This window comes from Flavobacterium hibernum, from assembly GCF_000832125.1.
In the GTDB taxonomy this organism is placed as follows: domain Bacteria; phylum Bacteroidota; class Bacteroidia; order Flavobacteriales; family Flavobacteriaceae; genus Flavobacterium; species Flavobacterium hibernum.
The window spans coordinates 193,488-219,129 of the sequence record NZ_JPRK01000007.1; the positions used below are offsets into that span (position 1 = coordinate 193,488).

Annotated in this window: 20 protein-coding genes; 8 read left to right on the forward strand and 12 right to left on the reverse strand. The window is 33.8% G+C overall.

All coding sequences use genetic code 11. The features are described 5' to 3' along the window. The first annotated feature begins 67 nt into the window (after nt 1-67). On the forward strand, nt 68-2,266 hold the full coding sequence (locus IW18_RS08155) for a B12-binding domain-containing radical SAM protein (protein WP_041517099.1): 2,199 nt from the start codon (nt 68-70) through the stop codon (nt 2,264-2,266). Between the two features lie 9 nt (nt 2,267-2,275). Here IW18_RS08155 and IW18_RS08160 read toward each other — a convergent pair whose 3' ends face one another. The 4 genes from IW18_RS08160 to IW18_RS08175 all read right to left on the reverse strand — a co-directional run bounded on the left by IW18_RS08160 (nt 2,276) and on the right by IW18_RS08175 (nt 5,675). Then, nucleotides 2,276-2,812: a hypothetical protein gene (locus tag IW18_RS08160; RefSeq protein ID WP_041517100.1), complete on the reverse strand. Its 537-nt coding sequence runs from the start codon at nt 2,810-2,812 to the stop codon at nt 2,276-2,278. A 99-nt stretch (nt 2,813-2,911) separates the two neighbouring features. Beyond that, nucleotides 2,912-3,676, reverse strand: a complete 765-nt coding sequence (locus IW18_RS08165) for an MBL fold metallo-hydrolase (protein ID WP_041517101.1) — start codon at nt 3,674-3,676, stop codon at nt 2,912-2,914. Nucleotides 3,677-3,732: 56 nt separating this feature from the next. Beyond that, nucleotides 3,733-4,416, reverse strand: coding sequence for a response regulator transcription factor (locus IW18_RS08170; protein WP_041517102.1), 684 nt, complete (start codon nt 4,414-4,416; stop codon nt 3,733-3,735). After that, nucleotides 4,413-5,675 carry a sensor histidine kinase gene (locus tag IW18_RS08175; RefSeq protein ID WP_041517103.1) on the reverse strand — a complete coding sequence of 421 codons (1,263 nt, stop codon included), beginning with the start codon at nt 5,673-5,675 and terminating at the stop codon, nt 4,413-4,415. Before IW18_RS08175 ends, IW18_RS08170 begins: the two co-directional genes overlap by 4 nt. 163 nt (nt 5,676-5,838) lie before the next feature. Between IW18_RS08175 and IW18_RS08180 the strand changes: the two genes are divergently transcribed. Together IW18_RS08180 and IW18_RS08185 are read left to right on the forward strand one after the other, a co-directional pair. Beyond that, nucleotides 5,839-6,255 carry a DUF1573 domain-containing protein gene (locus IW18_RS08180; protein ID WP_041517104.1) on the forward strand — a complete coding sequence of 139 codons (417 nt, stop codon included), beginning with the start codon at nt 5,839-5,841 and terminating at the stop codon, nt 6,253-6,255. A 174-nt stretch (nt 6,256-6,429) separates the two neighbouring features. Continuing rightward, nucleotides 6,430-8,010, forward strand: a complete 1,581-nt coding sequence (locus IW18_RS08185; protein WP_041517105.1) for a L,D-transpeptidase family protein — start codon at nt 6,430-6,432, stop codon at nt 8,008-8,010. A gap of 100 nt (nt 8,011-8,110) precedes the next feature. On the opposite strand, the gene IW18_RS08190 is transcribed toward IW18_RS08185, so the two are convergent. Next, a complete protein-coding gene (locus tag IW18_RS08190) occupies nt 8,111-8,617 on the reverse strand; it encodes a C40 family peptidase (RefSeq protein WP_041517106.1) in 507 nt (168 codons plus the stop codon). Nucleotides 8,618-8,846: 229 nt separating this feature from the next. Here IW18_RS08190 and IW18_RS08195 point away from each other — a divergent pair, with 229 nt between their 5' ends. The 5 genes from IW18_RS08195 to IW18_RS08215 all read left to right on the forward strand — a co-directional run bounded on the left by IW18_RS08195 (nt 8,847) and on the right by IW18_RS08215 (nt 16,191). Then, nucleotides 8,847-9,941 carry an SGNH/GDSL hydrolase family protein gene (locus tag IW18_RS08195; RefSeq protein ID WP_041517107.1) on the forward strand — a complete coding sequence of 365 codons (1,095 nt, stop codon included), beginning with the start codon at nt 8,847-8,849 and terminating at the stop codon, nt 9,939-9,941. Next, nucleotides 9,931-11,322 carry a sialate O-acetylesterase gene (locus IW18_RS08200; protein WP_041517108.1) on the forward strand — a complete coding sequence of 464 codons (1,392 nt, stop codon included), beginning with the start codon at nt 9,931-9,933 and terminating at the stop codon, nt 11,320-11,322. Before IW18_RS08195 ends, IW18_RS08200 begins: the two co-directional genes overlap by 11 nt. Before the next feature lie 440 nt (nt 11,323-11,762). After that, nucleotides 11,763-14,057, forward strand: coding sequence for a beta-glucosidase BglX (gene bglX, locus IW18_RS08205; RefSeq protein WP_041517109.1), 2,295 nt, complete (start codon nt 11,763-11,765; stop codon nt 14,055-14,057). 449 nt (nt 14,058-14,506) lie between these two features. Beyond that, complete coding sequence (locus IW18_RS08210) at nt 14,507-15,073, forward strand: HdeD family acid-resistance protein (RefSeq protein ID WP_041517110.1); 567 nt, start codon at nt 14,507-14,509, stop codon at nt 15,071-15,073. Nucleotides 15,074-15,234: 161 nt separating this feature from the next. Beyond that, nucleotides 15,235-16,191, forward strand: a complete 957-nt coding sequence (locus IW18_RS08215; RefSeq protein ID WP_041517111.1) for an aldo/keto reductase — start codon at nt 15,235-15,237, stop codon at nt 16,189-16,191. Nucleotides 16,192-16,268: 77 nt separating this feature from the next. Here IW18_RS08215 and IW18_RS08220 read toward each other — a convergent pair whose 3' ends face one another. The 7 genes from IW18_RS08220 to IW18_RS08250 all read right to left on the reverse strand — a co-directional run bounded on the left by IW18_RS08220 (nt 16,269) and on the right by IW18_RS08250 (nt 25,607). Beyond that, a complete protein-coding gene (locus tag IW18_RS08220) occupies nt 16,269-18,248 on the reverse strand; it encodes a glycoside hydrolase family 97 protein (RefSeq protein WP_041517112.1) in 1,980 nt (659 codons plus the stop codon). A gap of 126 nt (nt 18,249-18,374) precedes the next feature. Beyond that, nucleotides 18,375-19,661, reverse strand: coding sequence for a glycoside hydrolase 5 family protein (locus IW18_RS08225; RefSeq protein ID WP_041517113.1), 1,287 nt, complete (start codon nt 19,659-19,661; stop codon nt 18,375-18,377). Between the two features lie 318 nt (nt 19,662-19,979). Further along, nucleotides 19,980-21,203 carry a glycoside hydrolase family 26 protein gene (locus tag IW18_RS08230; RefSeq protein WP_041517114.1) on the reverse strand — a complete coding sequence of 408 codons (1,224 nt, stop codon included), beginning with the start codon at nt 21,201-21,203 and terminating at the stop codon, nt 19,980-19,982. 1 nt (nt 21,204) lies between these two features. Next, nucleotides 21,205-21,753 (reverse strand): carbohydrate binding domain-containing protein, encoded by a 549-nt coding sequence (locus tag IW18_RS08235; protein ID WP_160113195.1) that lies wholly within the window; start codon nt 21,751-21,753, stop codon nt 21,205-21,207. 46 nt (nt 21,754-21,799) lie between these two features. Further along, nucleotides 21,800-22,990: an AGE family epimerase/isomerase gene (locus tag IW18_RS08240; protein ID WP_041517116.1), complete on the reverse strand. Its 1,191-nt coding sequence runs from the start codon at nt 22,988-22,990 to the stop codon at nt 21,800-21,802. 6 nt (nt 22,991-22,996) lie between these two features. Continuing rightward, nucleotides 22,997-24,187 (reverse strand): glycoside hydrolase family 130 protein, encoded by a 1,191-nt coding sequence (locus IW18_RS08245; protein ID WP_041517117.1) that lies wholly within the window; start codon nt 24,185-24,187, stop codon nt 22,997-22,999. Nucleotides 24,188-24,215: 28 nt separating this feature from the next. Beyond that, a complete protein-coding gene (locus IW18_RS08250) occupies nt 24,216-25,607 on the reverse strand; it encodes an MFS transporter (protein ID WP_041517118.1) in 1,392 nt (463 codons plus the stop codon). Between the last annotated feature and the right edge of the window lie 35 nt (nt 25,608-25,642).

A 25,642-nucleotide genomic window follows, 5' to 3' on the forward strand; every position in this document is an offset into this window, starting at 1 on the left:
ATTGCCAGTTGAATCTTTTCCTAAAAAGTCCCTAAATATCCCGTATTTTTGCAAAAAATAATTTCTGTTGAAAACTAAACTCTTCGTCATAACGCCACCTTTTACGCAACTGAATACACCGTATCCAGCAACCGCATATATAAAAGGGTTTCTAAATACAAAAAATATCGAATCTGTTCAGGCAGATTTAGGTATCGATGTGATATTAGAATTGTTTTCGAAAAAGGGATTGATTGATTTGTTTCAATCTATCAACCAACAACCAATTACTGACAACTGCAAAAGAATTTTTGCTTTGCAAGACGAATACATCAAAACAATTGATGCAGTAATTCAGTTTTTACAAGGAAAAAATCCGACATTAGCATTACAAATTTGTCAGGAAGATTTTCTGCCCGAAGCTTCTCGTTTCGCACAATTAGAAGAACTTGATTGGGCTTTTGGAACCATGGGAACTCAGGATAAAGGAAAACACTTAGCTACTTTATACCTCGAAGATATTTCGGATTTTATTGTAGAATGTATCGACGAGAATTTTGGCTTTAGCCGATATGCCGAACGTTTAGGCCGAAGCGCCAATTCTTTTGACGAATTGTACGAAGCTTTACAACAAGAACCAACTTACATTGATTCGATTTTAATTTCACTTTTAAAAGATAAAATTGAAACAGTAAATCCTACTTTATTTTTAATTTCAGTTCCCTTTCCGGGGAATTTATATAGCGCTTTTCGATGTGCACAATGGGTAAAACAACATCATCCTGAAATTAAGATTTCGATGGGTGGAGGTTTTCCAAATACCGAATTACGTTCACTTTCGGACGCACGCGTTTTTGAGTTTTTCGATTTTATTACTTTAGATGATGGAGAAGTTCCAATAGAGGAACTTATTGAAAGTTTGTCATCTCGAGCGGAGTCGAGAGACGAGAAGCGTTATAAAAGAACTTTTTTATTAGAAGACGGAAAAGTAGTTTACAAAAACAATTCGTTAAAACACGATTACAAACAAGCTTACGTTGGAACACCTGATTATTCTGATTTGCCTTTGGACAAATACATTTCGGTTATCGAAATCGTAAATCCAATGCATCGAATGTGGAGCGACGGACGCTGGAATAAACTCACGATGGCACATGGTTGTTATTGGGGAAAATGTACATTTTGCGATATTTCATTAGATTATATAAAAGTTTACGAACCCGTTGCGGCCAATTTACTTTGTGATCGAATGGAAGATATGATGCAGCAAACCGGTCAAAATGGTTTTCATTTTGTCGACGAAGCAGCACCGCCAGCCTTAATGCGTGCTTTGGCGCTAGAGATTTTACGCCGAAAACTAGCAGTAACCTGGTGGACAAATATTCGTTTTGAGAAAAGCTTTTCAAAAGATTTATGTTTATTGTTAAAAGCTTCTGGTTGTATAGCTGTTTCAGGAGGTTTAGAAGTAGCTTCAGACCGATTATTAAAATTAATTGACAAGGGTGTAACGGTCGAACAAGTAGCAAAAGTAACCCGAAATTTTACCGAAGCCGGAATTATGGTTCATGCTTATTTAATGTACGGATATCCAACACAAACTATTCAGGAAACTGTAGATAGTCTTGAAATGGTACGTCAGTTGTTTGAAGCCGGAATTTTGCAATCTGGTTTTTGGCATCAATTTGCCATGACAGCACATAGCCCGGTTGGATTATATCCGGAGAAATTTGGCGTAACAAAAAAAACAGAGAAAATTGGAACTTTTGCCAATAATGATATTGATTATACTGATTCTACAGGAATCAATCACGACAAATTTAGTTTCGGATTAAAGAAATCACTCTTTAATTTCATGCACGGAATTTGTTTTGATTACGAACTACAAGATTGGTTCGATTTTAAAATTCCGAAAACAAAAATAGATCCCGATTTTATTTTTAATGCTCTTGAAGAAGGAAATGATTTCAGTACAAAGCCAAATGCCAAAGTAGTTTGGTTAGGAGGAAAACCTTCGGTTGAGGCTTTTACAAAATCTAAAAAAGGAAATACTTGGGAAATGATGAGTTTTACTTTTCATGATAAAAAAGAAAGTTTCAACATTCAGACCAATAAAAATGAAGGCGAATGGTTAGTTGATATTTTAACCAAAATAACAATTTCAAATGCTAAAAATTATACATTTCAAGAAGTCAAAACTGATTTTGAAACAAATTTAGATGACTTTGAATTGTTTTGGTATTCAAAACCTGTAAATACTTTGCGAGAATTTGGGTTGTTGGTTCTTTAAAAAATTAAATTAGTTTTTTGTTACCCAATAATGAAGATCTCTTTCTAAATCGTAAACCATTCTTTTGACACTTCTTCGGATAATAAAATAAGGAACTCCTAACATTATGAACATGTGAACTAGCATGAAAGGAAGGACAAAGAATGGAACAGGATTAGGATTGCTGTCAACAGAAAGAAGGGATCCGAAAATAAAGATAGAATAGAAAATGATCATTATTGCTAAAAAGAAAATCATTCTTTTTTTAAAACCATTAATTTCAGCATTTATGTTTAGCAGGTTATTATTTTCAGATAAGTGGCCTGTTACTTTTGCAAATGAATAATTGGTATCAAATAGTTTTCTTCTTTTTTTAAGCTCAAATTCGTTATTAGAGATGTTGCCTTTATATTCATTGTTACTTGATTGAAAAACTTCAAAAGGAACAAAACTTAAATCAGATTCATCGACATTGTTTCTAAATTTTTGAATGAAATCTATTTTTGAGACCGGCAATTGTATGTTAATATCTTTAATTAACTGTATTTTTCGTAAAAAAGCGTCCATATATTTTGGTTTGATTTGGAAACCAAATATAATATTATAATTGAAAAAGTAATTGTAATTTAAAAGAATTAATAGCTAAGCAGTATTGCAAAAAAAAACTTAATATTCGACATAAGTTCCATCGTTAGGAATTGCAGTTTTAGACAAAAGATTACTATCTGCCAATGCGTTTTTTAGTTCTTCGCGAGTTGTTGGACAATGATTTAAAGCTTCTAAATGATTGGCAAAAACTTTCCCAGGAGCAAGTGCTGTAAATTTTAAAATATCATTCATTCGCATTAACAAAGGCTGACCAAAATCTAATCTTGCTGTTCCACAAGCTACAACAGCAATGTCAGGTTTTAATTCGATTAAAGCTTTCTGAACATCTTCTGTGAAAATGGTATCAGAACTTACATAAACAGATTTCTGGTTAGGTAATTCAATATGAAAACCCATAACGTTACCCATAAATTTTGCAATAAATCCGTAACCGTGAAGAGCAGGAATTCCTGTGATTTTACCACCTAAAAAATCTTGCTGTTCCCAATAATTTAAACTTTGAATAATGTTCAAACCTCGTTTAGACAAAGCATTTTTATCTTTTATATTACAAATTACTGGAATACTTTTTCGTCTCAAAAAAACTTCACCCGCTTTATCGATATGATCAGGATGCAAATGAGTAATCAAACAAAGCGTTACTTTGCTCAAAATATCTCTACTGTTTTTAGGCAAAGCTACAAGCGGATTTCTTTTGGGTTTATAACGAAAAATGGTAAAGGGAGGAATCGTTTTTCTTTTTCCCAACATTGGATCAACCAATATAACATCGGTTTCAGTTTCAATAACTAAAGTGGCGTTGCGTAAATGATGTAATTTCATATTGAAGAAATTTAGATATTAAAAATACAAAGTTTTTTGTGATTAAGTACAATAAATTACATCGTAAATCGAAACCCAATTCCGTGTAAATTTTCTATAGAAATGCCTTTTTCGTTAATTAGAATTTTACGCAAACGCGAAATAAAAACATCCAAACTACGTCCCATAAAATAATCATCAGTTCCCCAAAGCGAAGTTAAAATTTGCTCTCTTTTTAAAACCGAATTTTTATTGTCTAGAAATAATTTCAAAAGTTCGGCCTCGCGTTGTGTAAGGCTAATTTTTTCATTTTCATTAAAAAGAATAAAATTGTCAAGATCAAATTGATATTTTCCAATTTCATAAAATGATTTTTCTATCGGAATATTTTTCTGAGAACGCTTTAGGAAAATCTCAATTTTTAAAAGTAATTCTTCAATACTAAAAGGTTTAACCAAATAATCATCGGCACCCAAACGCAATCCTTTAATTCGATCTTCTTTTAGTGTTTTGGCCGAAAGAAAAATAATAGGAATATCGATGTTCTTTTTTCTAATTTCAGTAGCCAATTCAAAACCATCCATTTTTGGCATCATAATATCCAGAATACAAATGTCAAAATCATCCGCTTTAAAAGTATCTAAACCAAGTTTTCCGTCACAGCAATGAATCACTTCATAATTATTTTGTTCCAAATTATCTTTGGTCAAAAATGCTAAAGTTTCGTCGTCTTCAGTATAAAGTATTTTGATTTTTTTCATTTTTTAAAAGGAATTAACAAAGTTATAGTAATACCATTTTTAGAATTATTCTCGGCTTTAATTTTCCAGTTGTGCAAGTTGCAAATCTCTTTAACATAATACAAGCCAAGTCCAAAACCATTTACTTCGTTGCTTTTTTCGTTTTGAGCACGATAAAATTTATCAAATATAAAAGAAATATTTTTAGGAGAAATTCCTATTCCATTATCAATGAAAGCCAATTTTAAGGTCGAATTTTCTGCTGAAATTCCAATTGTGATTTCGGGTGTTTTAGAACAATATTTTACAGCATTATCCAGTAGATTATAAACTAAATTAGAAAAATGAAAAACATCAGTTTCAATTTTATAATCATTAGATAACGTTTCGATTTTAATTACAGCTTCAGGATATTTCAACTGAATATTTTCTATCGTTTCTTCAATAATCGGAACAATTAAAACAGATTCCTTTTTTATTTCCAAAGGCGTATAATCTGACTTTGCAATGTTTAAAATCTTCTCGATATGATGATTCAGTTTATTACTTTGATTGATAATAATATCAGTATAAGTATAAAGCTTCTTATCTTCTTTAATCGGATTCTGTTCAATTAAATATTTTGAAGCAATTAAAATAGAAGACAAAGGCGTTTTGAATTCATGCGTCATATTATTGATAAAATCACGTTGCAATTCAGAGTATTTTTTTTGCTGCAAAAGCGTAAAAATCGAATACACATAAATCAATAAAATAAGAATCAATGCAATCGAAAGTACAAACCAAAAACGCATTGAGCTGAACAAATAAGTAGTTTCATTTGGAAAACGAACTGCAAAATAATAGACTAAATTTTTATGCTTAGGGAAAGAAACTGTTTTTTTCTCTTTTTCTTTTTCAGAAAATGAGATGTACTTTCCATAAACCATTTCGTCGCTTTGGCAATTGTACACAGCGTATTCAAAATCAGTAGTAATATTCATTTTTTTAAACTCAGATCTAAGATAAAATTCTAAGATATCCGGTTCAAAAGAATTTTGAATATTTACTATATAATAATCGTTTGAAATTTTTTGAACAGGATTCTGACAAGATGATTCGTGATCCTTTCCTTCGTATAATTTTCTGGCGACTTCGAGTAAAGCAATATTGGCCTTTTGATTTAGTTTTTTTTGTTCTAAAGTAAAAGCCTCTTTAGTCCAAAGTAATTGCGCCACCAATATGCTAATAATGGCAACAAGTCCCAGAAGGATAATACTATTAAGTTTATTTATTTTCAAGAAAGCGGTATTTTAAAAATGTAATATTAATCAAATTTAGGATTAAAAACGCCTATTAACAAGTCGTTAACAAAGATTTGAAAGCGGTTAACAGCGATTATGATTTGTCTGAAATATCTTTGTAAAACAAAATTTGAACTATAAACCATTAAATAATATAACTATGAAAATGATCAAAATTTCGATGTTAGCTTTAGCTTTAGGACTAATGTCTTTTTCTGCAATTGCACCAATAAAATCAATAAGTTCTGAAAATAAAATTGTTGCTGATGCAGCTTCTACAATTGTTTGGAAAGCAGAAACAATTGACGTAGGTCAAATTCCACAAGGAACACCAAAAGCAATTGTTTACGAATTTAAAAATACAGGAAAAACAGCTGTTGTAATTACAAGTGTTCAAGGATCTTGTGGTTGTACAGCAACAGATTATACAAAAGAGCCAATTTTACCTGGTAAATCGGCTAAAGTAACAGCAACATACAACGCTGCCAACAAAGGTGGTTTTACAAAAACAGTTACAGTAACAACAAGTGCAGAAACTACTCCAAAAGTTCTGACACTAAAAGGTACAGTAATTTAAAAATAAAGGTTGGTTATAAAGTAAAAACTCCGGATAAGCCATTTGTCCGGAGTTTTTTTATGCTTTTAAATCAGCGATTTTTAGATTTAGTTTAAGAATATAAAACGCTTGGATATTTTTAAGTATTGATTTTGTTTTTAGTAAAACTTTTCTAATTTTATTAAAAATATTATTATGAAAATTTTGTATCCGCTTGTTGCCGTAGTCATTCTTTTTAGTGTTATTTCATGTAATAAAAAGGCTGAAAAGAAAGAAGAAGAGATTAAAAAAACTTCGGAAGTGGTGGTGCCAGAACTTAAAATCAAAATAGATAGTTCTGCAATAGCAACTTTTTATCAAACTTATCCAAAATTAGAGAAATTTCAGAATGAGGTACTCGCCCTATATAAAAAGAAGAATTCTACTCAACTTTGGTTAGATAATAAAGGAATAGTAGAATTTGCAAATACATTGTTTGATAAATATAAAAGATTAGATCAGGAAGGTTTGAAAGCAAATTTCCCGTACAACGATAAGATCAATCCTATTTTCGAACATACTTCAGAAAACAAATTATCTCAGATCGAAACAGATTTGATGGTAACCAACTTATATTTTTATTATGTTCAGAAAGTTTCTGGCGTAGACGAAAAAACAACCAAATCGTTAGAATGGCTTTTACCTCGAAAAAAAGTTAACTATCAAGTGTTTTCAGATTCTATTTATAAAAAAGCAACTATAAATGACGATAAGAAAAGTAAAATGTTCAGTCAATATTATAAGCTTCGCGATGCATTACATCAATATAGAGAAATTGAAAAAAAAGGAAGATGGAAAACAATTGAAGTTAGAGAAGATTTTAAAAGTCTAAAAATTGGAGATTCTGTTGGGACAGTTGGGCAAATAAGAGAAAGACTTTATATTACTGGAGATCTAAAAGAAAATAGTAAAAGCAATATTTGCGATTCAACCTTAATAGCATCCGCGAAAAAATTTGAGTCTCATCACGGATTAACTCCAAAAAATACAATCCTACCGGAGCATATTGCCGAAATGAATATTCCTGTTTCTGACAGAATAAAAACTCTTATTGCCAATATGGAGCGTTGCCGCTGGATTGATCCTGAACTTGAAAAAGGAAAAGAATACATAGAAGTTAATATTCCGGAATTTAGATTGTATTTAATTCGCGACGGTAAAATTGCTTTTGTATCGCCAGTTGTCGTTGGTAAAATGATGACACAAACCGTTATTTTTAGCGGAATGATGAATAATATTGTTTTTAGCCCGTATTGGAATGTTCCCACAAGTATTATCAATAAAGAGATCAAACCCGGAATGGCGAAAAACAAAAACTATTTAGCACAAAAAAATCTTGAGTGGAATAATGGCGCCGTTCGACAATTACCCGGGAAAAATAATTCACTTGGTTTGGTGAAGTTTTTATTTCCAAATTCAAATAACATTTACTTGCATGATACACCGGCAAAAAGTTTATTCGAAAGAGAAAACAGAGCTTTTAGTCATGGATGTGTTCGTGTGGGAAAACCTAGAGAATTGGCAATCGAATTGCTAAAACAAGATCCTAGTTGGACTCCGGAACGCATTGATAAAGCCATGCATGCCGGAAAAGAAAATTGGGTTAGTTTAAAAAAGAAAATTCCCGTTTATATTGGATATTTTACCGCTTGGGTAGATCGTGACGGAAATCTTAATTTTTATAAAGATGTTTATAAAAGAGACGAAAGTTTGATAAAACTATTGACTGAAGAATAAAAGAGTTTTAGCCACGAATTACACGAATTTATGCGAATGATATTGAAAATCTAACATAAAAAAAATAGTGTAAATCATTGTAATTCGTGGCTAAAAAAAATTAAGGCATTACATCTACACATTTATAAAAGCGTTTACTATAATGTTCAGAATCTAAATCGCTAATCGTTACACTTCCAGCTTTTCCAGAAGAAGCATGAATAAATTTAGAATGCATTCCGTTGGCTTCACAAATAATTCCAACGTGTCCAACAATAGTTTTATTCTTATAACCGTAAAAAACTAATACATCACCAATTTTAAAATCTTCGGGTAATTTTGATTTACCTAAATTTTTATATCCGCTAGAACTTCTGGGAACTGTAATATCAAAGTGTTGAAAAACGTAATTGACAAAACCTGAACAGTCAAAACCTTTTTTTGGATTATTCCCTGCATATAAATAAGGTGTTCCTAAATATTGTTTCGAATAGGTAATGACAGAATCTCGATCGATTGTGTTTTGTATTTTATGTATTGGATTTACGGTTGTTTTATTTTCCTTTTTTGAAACAAAAGAGGAGAATAAAAATGTCGCTGCAATTACTATATATAAAGGTGATTTCATTTAGAGATTAAATTGTAAGATTAATTTGTAAGATTAATTTGTAAAAATAAGCCGTTGCTTTTGAATATCAAAAGAATGTTGTACAATGCGGTTTATAAAGGAGTAAAAAACAATAAAAAGAATAACGCATTTTGGTGTTTTTTTATTGCTTTTTGATGTTTTAGTATCTTTATCTCTATTCCTTTTCAAATATATTTGTGAATTATATTTATATTTTAACAAATAAATTATGTTTCTCAAAAAAATATCATTTTTAATTTCGTTTTTGTTGATTTCGTTTTTGGTGAGCTCACAAAACAAAACAAATACTTTTCTATATGAAGGGCGAGTAGAAAAACTTCCAAATAATAATGTGGTTTTAATAGGAACGGCTTCATCAGTGTCTTTTAATTTTACAGGAAGCGAATGTAAAATTACGTTGCAAAGCGTTGATTCGTGGGAACATCATAATTATGTGTCTTTAGTTCTTGACGGAAAATATATTGGTAAATTAAGAATTGAAAAAGGAGCAGCGCAATCTTTTCCGATAAAAGTAACTTCTGACAAAAAGGAACATACACTAGAGATTTATAAAACAACAGAAGCGCATAGTGGTGGAATTTTATTTGCAGGAACAACTGCAAAACTGACTTCGATTACTTCCAAAAAGAAAAAGAAAATTGAGTTCATTGGAGATTCTATTACATGCGGTGCAGCGAGTGATCCGTCTGACGTTCCTTGTGATAAAGGAGAATATTTTGATCATCATAACGGATATTATGCTTACGGGCCTGTTCTTTCAAGAGAAATTGGTGTCGATTACTTAATGAGTTCCGTTTCGGGAATTGGGATGTATCGTAATTGGAATGATGAAAACAAAGACGAAGCAATCATGCCAGATGTTTATGAGAATTTATATTTAACAAAAGACAATTCTAAGCCCAAATATGATTTTGCTTTTCAGCCAGACATTATCAGTATTGCATTAGGAACCAATGATTTTTCGGGGGGAGACGGTAAGAAAGAACGTTTGCTTTTTAATCCAGAAAAGTATGTTACGAATTACATCAACTTCATTAAAATGTTATACAAACACAATCCGAATGCACAAATTGTAATTACAAATAGTCCAATGGTTGGCGGAGAAAGAGGAGTTGTTTTTGAAGATTGTTTGAATAAAGTCAAAGCAGCTTTTGCATCAGATAAAACACATAAAGAAATTCAAATTTTCAAGTTTAAACCCATGACTCCAAAAGGTTGCTCAGGACATCCGGATGTTGCAGATCATAAAGTGTTGGCAGATGAATATGCTCCGTTTTTAAAAAAGTTACTAAATGAGAAATAATATATTTAAGTTTGTTTTCATTCTGATGATTTCCAGTACTATGATGGCAAACGTTTCCCTTCCGAATATTTTTAGCGATAATATGGTTTTGCAACGCAATTCTGAAGTTAAAATTTGGGGTTGGGCAAATCCGAAAGAAGAAATCAAATTGGTTTCAAGTTGGAACAATCAGGAATATAAAGTAGTTGCGAACAACCAGGCGCAATGGGAATTGCATATAAAAACTCCCGAAGCCGGAGGACCTTTTACTATCTCAATAAAAGGATACAATGAAGTTGTGCTTAAAAATATTTTAATTGGCGAAGTTTGGGTTTGCGCCGGACAATCAAACATGGAAATGTCTGCAAGTTGGGGAATCGAAAATGGCGAGGAAGAAATGAAAAATGCTACAAATCCTAATATTCGTTTTTTTACAGTTCCAAAATTAACCGCTACAACACCACAAAATAATTTACTTGGAAACTGGGTCGAATCGACTCCGGAAACCATGAAATATTTTAGCGCAATTGGTTACTTTTTTGCCAAGCGTTTGAGAGAAGATTTAAAAAATGTCCCGATAGGATTAATATCTTCAAACTGGGGCGGAACTCCTGCCGAAATCTGGATGCCGGAAGAAGTGGTTCAAGCCGATCCAGTTTTATTAGAAAATGCTAAAAAACTCAATGAGCAAGAATATGGTCCACGCCAACCCGGACGTGCTTACAATGCCATGATTTATCCTTTTGTAGGTTTTAAAATTGCTGGAACACTTTGGTATCAAGGCGAATCAAATGTTGGTTCGTTAGTTTACGACAAAACTTTATCGGCTTTAATAATGTCATGGAGAAAGGCTTGGAAAGATGAGTTCCCTTTTTATTTCGTTCAAATTGCACCTTATAAAACAGGCAGTAATAATTTCTCAAATGTTACTGTTAGAAACTCTCAAAGAAAAATTTTAACTGAAATTCCTAAAACCGGAATGGTTCTAACTTCGGATATTTCAGATACGATTGATATTCATCCAAAAAACAAAAAATCAGTTGGAATTCGTTTGGCGAATTTGGCTTTAGCAGATATTTATCCCGAAGCTTCGGGACTAAACTCTAATTTGGTAAATAGTCCGCTTTTTAAAGATTTTAAAGTAGATAAAAACAAGATAATCGTTTCGTTCGATTATGCTGACGGATTGTATTTTAAAAACAAAAAATCGAATCAATTTGAAGTAGCTGGTGCCGATGGAATATTTTATCCGGCAGAAGCATCGATCAAAAATAATGAAGTGATTTTAGAAAGTAAAAAAGTCTCAAGTCCTGTAAAAGTTCGATTTGCGTGGGGAAATACAGTTCAATCAGATTTGTTTAATAAAGCAAATTTGCCCGCTTCTTGTTTTATTACAGAGTAAGGGATTTTTGATTTTAGTCCCGAAGCTTCGGGATAGATTTTAGATTTTTTGCCCACAGATTTTACGGATTGAACAGATTGACTCGGATTTTTTGTTTTATGTCATTTTATGTCAGACTGAGCGAAGTCGAAGTCACGTGTTACGAGTAATTTAAGCTCATTTTTTGTCATTTCGACGGAGGAGAAATCATACTAGAAGCTCCGCAATCAAAGTTGCCATTCTTTGTCGAGTTACGTTTGTGATTTGCTTCGCCTGTTCGCTGTTGCTCGGGTCTCCTCCGTCGAAATGACAAGATTGTCTAAAAAAATAAAAAGTTCTCATTAACCGTTTGCGTGAGGGATAGCAGCGAAAAGCCCACAGCCTGACGAAGGAAGTGCGAGGACTTGCAGCGGACAGCCCGACCCGAAGGGACACGCCAAAAATTTGAAACTTACGAACCAATGAAAAATAAAAAAATAATAACTTTTGGGTTTTTTGCCCTGTTTACGATTGGAAATATGAATGCACAGAAAAAGCCTTATTTGGATAAAAAGAAAACCATTGAGGAACGAATTGAATTGCTTTTGCCATTGATGACTTTGGAGGAAAAAGTGGGGCAAATGAACCAATACAACGGATTTTGGGATGTTACGGGACCAGCTCCAAAAGGTGGAACTGCGGAACTGAAATATGAACATTTACGAAAAGGTTGGGTCGGATCAATGCTTACAGTTCGTGGTGTTAAGGAAGTTCGTGCTGTGCAGAAAATAGCAGTCGAAGAAACCCGATTGGGAATACCGTTGATAATTGGCTTTGATGTAATTCACGGTTATAAAACGTTGAGTCCAATTCCGTTGGCAGAAGCTGCAAGTTGGGACTTAGAAGCCATTGAAAAATCGGCGGCAATTGCGGCAGATGAAGCTTCGGCATCTGGAATTAACTGGACTTTTGGGCCAAATGTAGATGTTGCAAACGATGCGCGTTGGGGACGTGTGATGGAAGGCGCCGGAGAAGATCCGTATTTAGGCAGTAAAATTGCGATTGCAAGAGTTCACGGTTTTCAGGGTGAAACCATTGCAGATTTGCAAAAAGTAAATAAAATTGCGGCTTGTGCAAAACACTTTGCTGCTTATGGTTATGTTGAAGCGGGACTAGAATACAACATTGTAGATATTAGTAATTCTAAGTTGTATAATTCGGTTTTGCCTCCTTTTAAAGCGACTGTTGATGCTGGAGTTCGTACGTTTATGAATTCATTTAATACTTTGAATGGTGTTCCGGCAACGGGAAATGTGTTTTTGCAAAGAGACATCTTAAAAGGAAAATGGAAGTTTGATGGTTTTGTGATTTCAGATTATGCTTCGATTCGCGAAATGATTGCACACGGTTATGCAAAAGATGAAGATGATGCAACGGCAAAAGCTGTAATTGCAGGTTCAGATATGGATATGGAATCGTATTTGTATGTGGCAAAATTAGTGGCTTTGGTAAAAGAAGGAAAAGTAAAAGAAGCTTTGGTTGATGATGCGGTTCGAAGAATTTTACGCGTAAAATTTGAATTAGGATTGTTTGATGATCCTTATAAAAATTGTGACGAAAAACGAGAAAAAGCGACGATTGGAAATAAAGCCAATATTGACGGTGTTTTGGATATGGCGAAGAAATCAATTGTATTATTGAAAAATGACAAAGGTTTGCTTCCGTTAAAGAAATCCGGACAAAAAATTGCTTTGATTGGCGCTTTGGCAAATGATAAAAATAGTCCTTTGGGAAGTTGGAGAATTGCTTCTGATGACAATACTGCAGTTTCGGTTTTAGAGGGAATGCAGCAATACAAAGACAATCAGCTAACTTTTGAAAAAGGCGCAGATTTAATTGTTGGTAAAACAAGTTTCCTTAATGAAGTTATTTTTAATACAACAGATAAAAGTGGATTTGAAGCTGCTAAAACGGCTGCCAAAAATGCTGATGTAGTGGTAATGGTTTTAGGAGAACACGGCTTTCAGAGCGGTGAGGGCAGAAGCAGAACCGATCTTAATTTGCCTGGTTTGCAACAAGAACTGTTAGAAGAAATTTATAAAGTAAATCCAAATATTGTTTTGGTTTTAAACAATGGTCGTCCGCTGAGTATTCCTTGGGCGGCAGAGCATGTTCCGTCAATTGTTGAAGCCTGGCATTTAGGAACTCAAACAGGAAATGCTGTTGCACAGGTTTTATACGGAGATTATAACCCGAGTGGGAAATTGCCAATGTCTTTCCCAAGAAACGTAGGTCAGGTTCCTATTTATTATAACAAATACAGTACGGGAAGGCCAATAGATAGCGACAAGAATGTTTTTTGGTCACATTATACAGATGTAGAGAAAACGCCTCAATTTCCGTTTGGTTTTGGTTTGAGTTACACGAAGTATGATTATAAAAATTTGAAATTAAATAAAACTGTTTTCGCAAAAGGGGAAAATGTACAAATTAGTGTTGAGGTAACAAACTCAGGAAATTACAACGGAAAAGAAGTCGTACAATTGTATATTCACGATCAATTTGCCAGTATTATTCGACCAATAAAAGAATTGAAAGGTTTTGAATTAATCAATTTGAAAAAAGGCGAAACTAAAACAGTAAATTTTACTTTGACGGATAAAGAATTAGGTTTTTATGACAACGACGGAAATTATTTAGTCGAGCCCGGAACTTTTAAAATTATGGTTGGAGGAAGCTCTGACAAAGGTTTAGAAAGTGGTTTTGAATTGAATTAGCAAAGTAATAATCTCGCAGACGTTGAGACGCGAAGTTTTTATTGTCGCAAGATTACGTTTTTTTTAGCCACGAATTCACGAATTATTAAACAATTAATTCGTGAATTCGTGGCTTTTTTTTTTGCATAGCCCCTAGCTTCAGCTAGGGGGAATTATATTTGAATAGAAAAGGGCTTTAGCCAAACTTTGTAGGTTTGGCTAAAGCCCTTTTGTTTGTATTTATATTTGCATCCACTAAAGCTGGACGCTATTAAGGTTAAAAATTTCAAAGTTAACTATGAACAAATCACAAAAGTTTTTTTGTAAGTTATTAATTATAAATATTATTTTTAATCGTTATCTTTGAGATAACTTCGTCTGAAAAAGAATTCTTTATAGATGTTTTTAAGAAGAAGAATTTAAGGTAAGCTGAAAACTTTATAGAGTAGGCATGATTTTAAAATACACTTATGGAGAATTCTTTATTTAAAAAGGTAAAAATTGCAATTGATTACTGGTACATTCCATTGATATTGGGAATCCTCTTTGTTGGAATCGGAATTTGGTCTTTTATTACGCCTTTAGCCGCTTATTTAACGCTCACATTTCTTTTTAGTGTTTCATTCCTGGTGAGTGGAATTTTTGAAATTGTTTTTGCATTATCCAACAGAAAAAAAATTGACCATTGGGGCTGGACATTGGCATCAGGAATTGTAGGTTTCGTAGTGGGAATTTTGTTAGTTTCAAATCCATTAATCTCAATTACGCTGCTTCCGCTTTACGTAGGATTTGTTGTTTTATTCCGTTCTGTCATGGCCATAATAATTGCTTTTAATTTAAAAAGTTATTCGGTGCCAGATTGGAAAAATCTTTTATTTTTAGGAATATTAGGAACTATTTTTTCATTCCTGTTGTTATGGAATCCTATTTTTGCAGGTCTTTCGTTAGTTTATTGGACCGCTTTTGCTTTTATAGCAATTGGAATTTTTTACATTTATTTTTCTTTCAAACTAAAGAAAATACACGATATGCATTAAATATCAGTACTCAAAAAAGAAACTGATTATTGATTTCAAACCCGATAGGTTTTTCAAACCTGTCGGGTTTATTTTTTTGAGTCAAAACAAAAAATAAGTATCTTTCGATGATCAAACCTGTTAGGTTTACACAACGAACTATTTAATCTCAATTTTAGATAATGAAATACAACAGATGCGGAAAAAGCGGTTTATTATTACCGCAAATTTCTTTAGGATTATGGCATAATTTTGGATCAGTAGATAATTTTGAAAATGCTGAATGTATTGCTGTAGAAGCTTTTGATAAAGGAATAACTCATTTTGATTTGGCCAATAATTACGGACCAGTTCCGGGTTCTGCAGAGACGAATTTTGGTAAAATTCTATGGCATAATTTTCAAGGAAATTTACGCGACGAAATTATTATTTCGACCAAAGCTGGATATACAATGTGGGACGGACCTTATGGAGATTGGGGTTCCAGAAAGTATTTGTTATCGAGTTTAGATCAGAGTTTAAAAAGAATGAAAGTCGATTATGTTGATATTTTCTATTCGCATCGTCCTGACCCGGAAACTCCTATTGAAGAAACCATGATGGCTTTGGATTATGCTGTAAGAAGCGGGAAAGCTTTGTATGTTGGAATCAGTAATTACTCGGCAGAACAAACCAGAGTTGCTGTTGATGTTTTGAAACAATTAGGAACGCCTTGCTTGATTCATCAGGCAAAATATTCGATGTTAGAGCGTTGGGTAGAAAATGGATTATTAGATGTTCTGGAAGAAAAAGGAGTAGGCTGTATAGCGTTTTCGCCTTTGGCACAAGGACTTTTGACCGATAAATATTTAAGCGGAATTCCGGAAAATTCGAGAGCACATAATCCAAACGGACATTTAAAAGAAGATGAGGTTACGCAAGAACGCACTCAGAAATTAATTCAACTGAATGAGATTGCTCAAAATAGAAATCAATCTTTGGCACAAATGGCTTTGGCTTGGTTGCAAAAAGACAAACGAATTACATCGGTTTTAATTGGTGCAAGTTCTGTGAGACAATTGAATAACAATATTGATTGTTTACAAAGTTTAGAATTTACACAAGATGAGTTGAATGCGATTGAAAAGATTTTATCTTAGTTTATCGTATTTAAACCCGACAGGTTTTAAAAACCTGTCGGGTTTGGAAACGCAAAGGATGTGAACTTTTTTCCTTTTTATTTTATAATCATTGCCAATCCGCCACCGCTTGCTAATCTATATTTTAATTTAGTTGTAGAATCGACAGCGATTTTTTCTCTTTTATAATCCACCGCAGCTTTGTCAGCATTTATTCCATCGGAGAAAATTTCCGCTTCGAATTTTTTACCTTTTTCAAGAAAAGAAAAATCAATAGTAATTTCTCTTGAGTCCCAATTGGTGATTGCGCCTAAATACCAGATATTTGCCTTCTTACGTGCAATTGTAACAAATTTACCTACTTCGCCATCTAGCGCAACTGTTTCATCAAAAGTCGTAGGGATTTTGGCGATAAAATCAGTACTTTCTTGTTCCTTAATATAAGCAGTTGGACTATCGGCCATCATTTGTAAAGGCGCTTCGAAAATGGTATAAAGTGCCAATTGGTGGCATCTTGTTCCTTGACTTTCGGGATTCGAGTGACTTGGTTTGAATTCGCTTTTTGTAGCATTTCGCATTGCGCCTGGCGTGTAATCCATTGGGCCAGCCATCATTCTGATAAACGGAATCGAACAATCATAAAGAGGAACATCGTCATTTGGCGTCCATTTATTGTTTTCTAAACCTTTCACGCCTTCAAAATTCAAGATGTTCGGAAAAGTACGCTGAATTCCCGTCGGTTTGTACATACTGTGAAAATCTAAAAGTAACTTACTGTCAGCGGCCTTTTGCGCAATATCATAAACCGATTTTACCATTTTAGCATCGTCACGATCCAAGAAATCAACCTTAAAACCTTTGATGCCTAAATTGGCATAATTTTTAAAAATACCCAAAGTGTTTTTGGTCAAAGCCATCCAAGAGCTCCATAAAATAATACCAACATTACGCTCTTTTCCGTACGCGATTAAAGCTTCGAGATCTACATTTGGATTATGCTTCATAATATCATCTTCCAAACTCCAGCCTTCATCAAGAACCACATATTCGACTTTGTTTTTTGAGGCAAAATCAATGTAATATTTATACGTTTGAGTATTGATTCCGGCTTTAAAATCGATATTATAAATATTCCAATCGTTCCACCAATCCCAAGCTACTTTTCCGGGTTTTATCCACGAAATATCTTTTATTTTAGTTGGTTCAGATAATTTCTGAACCATATCGTTATTTGCTAAATCAGCATCATTTTTAGAAATAACAATAATCCTCCACGGAAAACTTCGCGTTCCTTTTGTTTGAACTAAATAATTAGCCCTTTCGGTAATTAGGCGATTGATGTTGTTGAATCCGCCATTTTTTTCCTGTAAAGGATATTTAGAAAAGCGAGATTCAAACCCAGATTTAGAATTGTTATTGGTTACAAATAATCCCGGATAATCTTCAAGATTGGCTTCTAAAAAAACTGCTTTTTTGTTGTTTTTAAAATCAATTAAAAAAGGTAAAAATGCCAAAGTATCTTTGGCAAATTCGCTAATTTTTTTGTTTTCGTATTGTGCTTCAAAAGAAGAAATGTAAGGATCTTTGGGATTTCGTAAATCGCGAACATAAGGCATTAAAGTATTGTAATCCCTGTCAAAATTTAACTGAACTTCCTCCCATTTTACAGTAATGTCTTTTTTCTTTTTAGTTATAAATCGATATGCAGCACCATCATTAAAAACACGATATTCAATACTAAAATCATTTTTAAAGTTTATAACAAGCTGATTGTATTTGTCCTGAACGGATTTCTTTTTGTAAAACGGTGTTTCGAATGATGTATCAACGCTTTCTTTTTTAGAATTAACAACAATTGGATTTTTTCCTAAAACAATGTTTTCATCTATTGTTAAAGACATTTCAGACGGAGATAAAATCAGATCTTTTTCATGAAAAATAGTCCATGAAGTTTTATCGCTTACTTCGATTTTTACTTCAATTTTTCCGTCAGGAGATTTCAAAATATAATCTTGTTTTTTCTGAGAAAAAGAAAAATTAACGAGTAACAAATAAAAAATAATAAGTGTTTTTTTCATGCTGTATTTTTTTATTCTGTAGAGACGCACTGCAGTGCGTCTACGTCCAATTTGCGTTCGGAATATTCTTTGCGCATAAGACGCACTGCAGTGCGTCTCTACGGAAAACAGGAATGAATTCTATTCTTATTTTTTCAATTGTAAATTGTATTTTTTTGCAATATCCAAAGTCGATTTATCCGATGAAAAAACAGAATTTAATCCTTGTGGTTCCTGTGGTGGATCAGTTGTCAACGGATCGCCGGGATTCCATTTTCCGTTTTCATTAACCGCTTTTCCTTCTCCGCCAAAACCCCAGAAATTGGCAGCTTGTAACGGTCCGTTATTTTTATGACTTTCGGCAACTCTGCTAAAAATATAGTCGTAAAAAATATCTCTGTTGGTTACAGATGAGGTTGCTAGTAAACTTTCATTTTCTCTTCCTAAACCAAATTCTTCGATAATAATGGGTCGTTTTAGATTATTAGCTACTTTTATGTGATCGTCGATATATTTACCTGCATTTTCTAGAGTTGTAGGCAAAGTCTTTTCGGCATCATTAGCTTTAAACCAATTCCAGTTTTTGGGCCAAATGTGCATGGTTAAATAATCGATATTTGGGTTTTGATGCGTTCGTTCGAAAATTTCCATACTATCATTCGAGCTGTTCTTTCCTTCAGACCCTGTAGAGATTAGGTGTTTTTTATCTAAGCTATCCATCAAGTTTACAATATTGTTGAGCCAAAGCGTAAATTTTGCCTCATTTTCTGGAGTAAAAGTTCGGGGTTCATTTCCTACTTGCCAAGACATAATAGTATTATCGTCTGTATATTTTTTATGCGAATAAGCATTTGTTCTTCCCATAATAAATTTTACATGATTCTCTAAACCTTTCATGCAAGGTTCACAGCTATGAAATTGTTCTGTATACGCCATAAATTGTGGCCAAGTATTTGGGGCAATATTAGGAACCGGAATTGCACCTTTGCCATTCCACTCCAGATATTGGGACATTCCGCCAGACCATTCCCAATTATTGGTCAAATACAAAACAGCATACATTTTTCGTTTGCTCATTTCGTAAATCAAAAAATCCAGTCCGTCCAGCAAATCTTTATCGTATTTTCCTTGTTCGTATTGCAAAGCGGGACGAACAGTAAAATCATATTTTCCGCCATCGCCACCAACCAGAATACGTAAATTGTCGATTCCGTTTTTTTGCATTAAATCTAGTTCGCGGAGTAGTCTTTTTCGATCGCCTACTTTTTTCGAAGCCAATAAACTTCCATACCAATAATTCGTTCCAATATACGAGTACGGTTTGTCTCCTTTAAAAAATTGTGTTCCTTTGACTGTAATTCTTTCTTGCGCCTGACTAGCGATTGCCGAAAAAATTAAAGCTAATCCGAGAGTTTTAAGAAATCTATTTTTCATGATTTATTTTTTTAGGAGCTAATCCTGCTATGCGTTTCAATCTTTTTATTTTTAAAGAAAAAATAAAAAGGATTTTCACTTCTATCAGGGCTAGGGCTTTGGGTTTTAGAGATGTTTTTTAGTTTTCACAATCTTGTCATTTCGACGAAGGAGAAATCGCACTAGAAACTTATATACCGTATGTCGCTCAGCGAGTGTGATTTGCTTCGCCTGTTCGCTTTTGCTCGGGTCTCCTTCGTCGAAATCACAAACAAATATAAAGGTGCTCTTTACAAGTGCGATTACTTCGTTCCTCGCAATGACAAAGTAGGCGACTATTTATTTCGGTAATTCGTACATCTTTGGTAAGGAATTTACCAATGCTGATTTTGGTTTTGCAGCAAATGTTTTAAAATCCGAGGCATTCGAAACAGCACCATTCGGGACATAATATCCATCTTTGGTATTACTCCAAAGCATAACATAACTCACTTCTATGCTGTTACTTGTTAAAGCATTGTATAAATATGTCGAAAACCAGTCTGTTATTGGGGCTTTTGCGCTTGTAACCTGATAACCGGTTTCTGTCAAAGCAGTGATTTTTACTTTGGTTTTAGCCAAATCAGATAAAATTTTTAGTTTAGAATTGGCTTTTGTGGCGCCAGCTAGACCTTGATTATCAAAATCACCATAATTATCCATTCCTAAAACATCAACATATTGATCGCCGGGATAACGGCTTAAATAATTGGCTTCGGTTGTATAAGAGTTGTCCGGAGAAAAGGCGTATAAAATATTGTGAACGCCTTTGGTGTTTTTTAAATAATTTACGGTAAACTGATAGGCTGTTTTGTATTCTTCCGGAGAACAAAAATTAGCTCCCCACCAAAACCAACTTCCATCAAATTCGTGAAAGGGTCTGAAAATAATTGGAATCAATTCACCATTTGAACCTTTTAAATTCAAAATAACACTTGCTATTTTGTCGAGTTTTTTCTTGTACCATTCGTGATTTGCTCCGCCAGGCAATATACTTTTAAAAGCAGTGGTTTTTTGTTCCGATGTCATATCGGCAGCATAAAAAGAATCCTCTTTATTGGGTTCTCTCAAATGCCAGCTAAAAGTATTTATTATGCCTTTGGCGTAAGCAATTTTCACATTATTAATGGTGTTCAGCTCTTGCTGATAAAACCAGTTTCCAGCTTGAGTATTATTGTTTTTGTCAGTAATAAATATAAAATCCGAACCTAAAATTGCGGGGTCGTAACCTGTATTTTTCTTAATGTCAGCGTCGTTGCCATTATCTTGATAAAAGCTGGTAAATGCATCTTGCTGGCCAATTGCCACTTTAGTTTTGGCAAGTTTTTTTAAATTATAAAATAGGGCTACGGTTTCTTTGGTGGCACTTGCGTCGACCATATAATTAGTAACATTTTGTGTGGTCAATGGATCAGATGGAACTGTGGGATCAATTATGATTTGATTTTGTGGCTCTTTGTCGGACGAACAACTTATAACTAAAAAAGATAGACTTATGAAGAGAAATTTTATAGATAGTTTCATTTTAATTTTCGGGATTTTGTTTAAGGTAATCTGCTTCAGAAATTACGATTGCTGATACATCATCAAAATAAATAGAACCACTAGTTTGTGCCAGCGCTAACATAATGCGTACTTTTTTTGCTCCCGACGGAGTTTTGATCGCTTTTTTGTAAAATGTCCAAGGAGTTGTTCCTCTTATTTGTGTTATAGGTTCAGAGACAATAGATTTTTCACTTTCGTCTAGGAATTCTGCAATCATCACGCCTGCTTTGTAGGCTTCCTTTTGTTCTTCAATGCTTGCTGTTTTAATCCATATACTAAATTCTATAGCATAAGTTCCTTTCGCAACCAGAAAAATTTGATCGATTCCTTTCCAGTCTGTCCCAACATATTGGTTGATTAATACACTGTTTTTTCCCGATTTTTTATCATAAGGACTAATTGTAGATATGTCGTCGCCACCACGCCAGTTTGCAGCTTCTCGTTCAAATCCGCCATTTTTAATCAGGTTAATTTGAGCGTTTGTTATGGTATTTAGAAATAGTAAACTAAAAAAAAGAAATTGTTTCATAATCATTATTTTTAATACGATAAATTAAATTTTTCAGCGAAAATGTTTAGTCTTGTATTCTATGTATAAGCTCTAAACATGCTCTGCCATTATGATAAGGACATTTCCAAAAACCGGCTTTGTCTTTTTCTATTAGAGAATAATCTCGATTTACTCCCCAAAACCATTCTCCGTTTTGTTTGTCTAAAATATGCTTTTTTATAAACTTCCAATTTTTATAAACGATGTTTAAATACTTTTCATTGTTTGTTAATTGATACGCGTTGTAAAATCCAATTAAAGCTTCGGCTTGAACCCACCAATGTTTTTCGGCAATCAATTCGTTCTTTTCGGGATCAAATTCGTACCATAAGCCTCCATCAGAATCTAAACCTTCTTGTGTAACTTCGGCAATATGAATGGCGTGTTTTTTATAATTGGCAATCAGATTTTCATCTCCTGAAATTTCGGCACATTGTAGTAAAAGCCAAGCCGCTTCGATATCGTGTCCGTATGAGATAACATCTGGTTTTTCGATCCAGTTTTCATTAAAAAACAAACGTAAATGTCCTGTTTCAATATTAATGAAATGTTTTTCTATAGTTTGTAATAACTCGACAATATCGCTTTGAAGCTTTTTATTTTTCCAAACCTTAAACAAATTGGCATACGCTTCTACAATATGCAAATGGGTATTCATGGTTTTTTTTTCGTTGGCATCTTTATCGCTTAGGCGTAAGTCTTCGATAGGTTGCCAATCGCGTGTAAAAGCTTCAAAATAACCTTTGTTTAGAGTGTCGTAACTGTGTTTTTGTATTTTGTGATATAAATTTACGGCTATTTCGAGTGCTTTTTCATCTTTAGAAATAACATAATATTCTGATAATCCATAAATAGCAAAAGCTAAAGCATATATTTGGTTTTTGGTGTCTTTTGGCGTTTTATTGGCATTGATACTCCAAAATAATCCTCCAAATTTAGCGTCGTAAAAATGATCTGAAAGAAATTCAAAGGCACGTTTCGCTATTGTTTTATGATTTTCGTTTTGAGTTACTTTATAACTACATGAAAATGTCCATAAAATTCTGGCGTTTAAAACAGCCCCTTTTTCAGTATTGGCAATAATATGATCATTGAAATCAATTTGTCCAACAAAACCCCCATTTTGATTGTCGATGGTATGTTTTGACCAATATTTTAAAATTGAATCAAGTTCAGCTGATAACTCAGATTTAAGTTGCTTTTGTTTTACTGACACGACGATTTATATTGTTTTGTTTTTTTCTATTTGATTAATGATGGTTTTTACTGAACCTGCCGAAATAAAAGTATCTGCTGGTGCATTGGTAACATAATCGACTAATTTTTCGACAGACGAAACAGCAACGTGCATTCTTGTGTCTGATGAAGCATAGTATACGTAAACGGTTCCGTTAGCATCTTCAATCCATCCGTTCGAGAATAAGACATTCGATACGTCGCCAACTCTTTCAATTCCTTCCGGTCCCATGAAATGTCCGGCGGGAACGTGTGTTACTTTTGAGATATCCTGCAAATCAGTCATGAACATATAAAGTGTATAGCGCAAACCAGCTGCAGTATTGCGAACTCCGTGTGCTAAGTGCAGCCAACCTTTTTCGGTTTTAATAGGAGCAGGACCAAGACCATTTTTTAATTCATAAATGGTATGATATTGTTTTCCGAAAATGATTTTTTCCTCTTTTACAATAGGATTTGTCATGTCTTCAATATAGCCTAAACCAATTCCGCCACCGGCTCCAACATCAATAAAACCATCTTGAGGGCGTGTGTATATAGCATATTTTCCGTCAACAAATTCCGGATGTAAAACTACATTACGCTGCTGGCCAGTATTGGAGATTAAATCTGGGAGTCTTTCCCAGTTTATTAAATCTTTTGAACGAACGATTCCTGCATTTGCAACTGCTGAGCTTGTGTCGCTTTTTGGAGCTTTCGGATCTTTTCTTTCGGTACAAAAAATACCGTAAACCCAACCGTCTTCGTGGTTAATCAAGCGCATGTCGTAAACATTGGTGTCTGGTTCTGCAGTTTGCGGAATCACACATGGTTTTTCCCAAAACTTAAAGTTGTCTACACCGTTTGGACTTTCTGCAATTGCAAAAAATGATTTTCTGTCAATTCCTTCAACACGAACTGCAAGCAAATATTTTCCGTTCCATTTTATGGCACCGGCATTAAAAGCTGCATTCATTCCAATTCTTTCCTGTAAAAAGGGATTTGTTTTTTCGTTAAGGTCAAAACGCCAGTTTAAAGGTACGTGAGCGGCCGTAACGACAGGATTTTTATAGCGTTCATATATGCCGTTTCCAGCAGTATCCTGTGGAGTATTTGTTTTCTCTATCAGTATTTTATGTTCTTTTTCTAATGCTACTTTTCTGTCTTGAAATGTAGTCGAAGGTGCTATTGTTGTCATGTAAATAAGTTTCTGGATCTATATAATTTTAATTGCTCTGGTCTCGTTTTTCGTTTAAATCCTGTTCTATTATTTGAAGTTTTTCTTCGGATAGTGGATAGAATAAAATAAAAACGACTGATATTACGGCTGCTATTGCAGGTAGTATGCTTAACATTAATTGAATTCCGTTTTGAGCGGTGGAAGTTTGTTCGACATTGGCCTGAAAACCGTAATAACCCAAAAGCCATCCAGCTCCTGCGCCACCAATTGTCCATCCAAATTTTTGTGACATTGACGATGCTGAGAAAACCAATCCTGTTGCTCTGCGCCCTTGTTTCCATTCTGAATAATCGGCACTATCAGCATACATGGACCAGATTAATGGAAAAACGCAACCGGCGCAAATACTTATTAAAAGTTGAAAACTCATGATTAAAAAGACATCTTCTTTTCCGAAGAAATAGAAAATCAAACTCAAAATTGCTGCGAAAGACATTGCGCCAAAAAAGGTTTTCTTTTTTCCAATTCTATTAGCAATTGGTGTAGCGGCAATAACTCCAATTATATTTGCGGCTTGTCCTAAAACCAAATAAATGGAGGTTGGTGTCATGTGAAAATCTGTTCCAAAAAGTGAGAAATCAAAGTTTACACTGCCGCTTACATAATATTTAAAGTAATAAACTGCGGCACCGTCTCTGATGGAATTGAATATTAAGGCACCAATTCCTGCTCCTAATAAAATCCACCAAGGTTTGTTTTTTAATAAATCTTTTAAATCTTCTTTTAGATTGGTTTGTTCGTCTGAGATTGGTTTTACTCTTTCTTTTGTAAAGAAAAAACACGCCCAGAAAAAAACGGTTGTAATAACTCCAAATACTGCAATTGTTGCCAACCAACCTGTTTTAGAGTTTAAGCTTCCGCCAAAGTAATTGACTAAAGGTTCAATTAACCAAAGTGCTAATAAACTTCCTCCAAAGGCAAAAACCATTCGGTATGACGACAATGTGTTTCTTTCTTTTCGATCTGACGACATGACGCCCAAAAGAGAAGCGTATGGTACATTGATTAAAGAATAAATCATCATCATGGCGGAGTAGGTCACGTAAGCATAAATTATTTTTCCTTTTTCATCAAAATCAGGAGTGTAAAAAGTTAATACACCAATCACGGCAAAAGGTATCGCAACCCAAAGTAGGTAAGGTCTAAATTTTCCCCATTTGCTTTTAGTTCTATCGGCAATGATTCCAACAATTGGATCAAAACAAGAATCCCAGATTCGGGTAATTAAAAACATTGTTCCAACTACGGCAGGTGCCAATCCGAAAACATCGGTATAGAAAAATAGAAGATACATGCTGAAAATTTTCCAGAACATTGACGATGCTGCGTCTCCAAGACCGTAACCTATTTTTTCTTTTAAACTAATTTTGTCGTGCATTAGGCTTTTTTTAATGGTTGTAATTTTATTTGGTT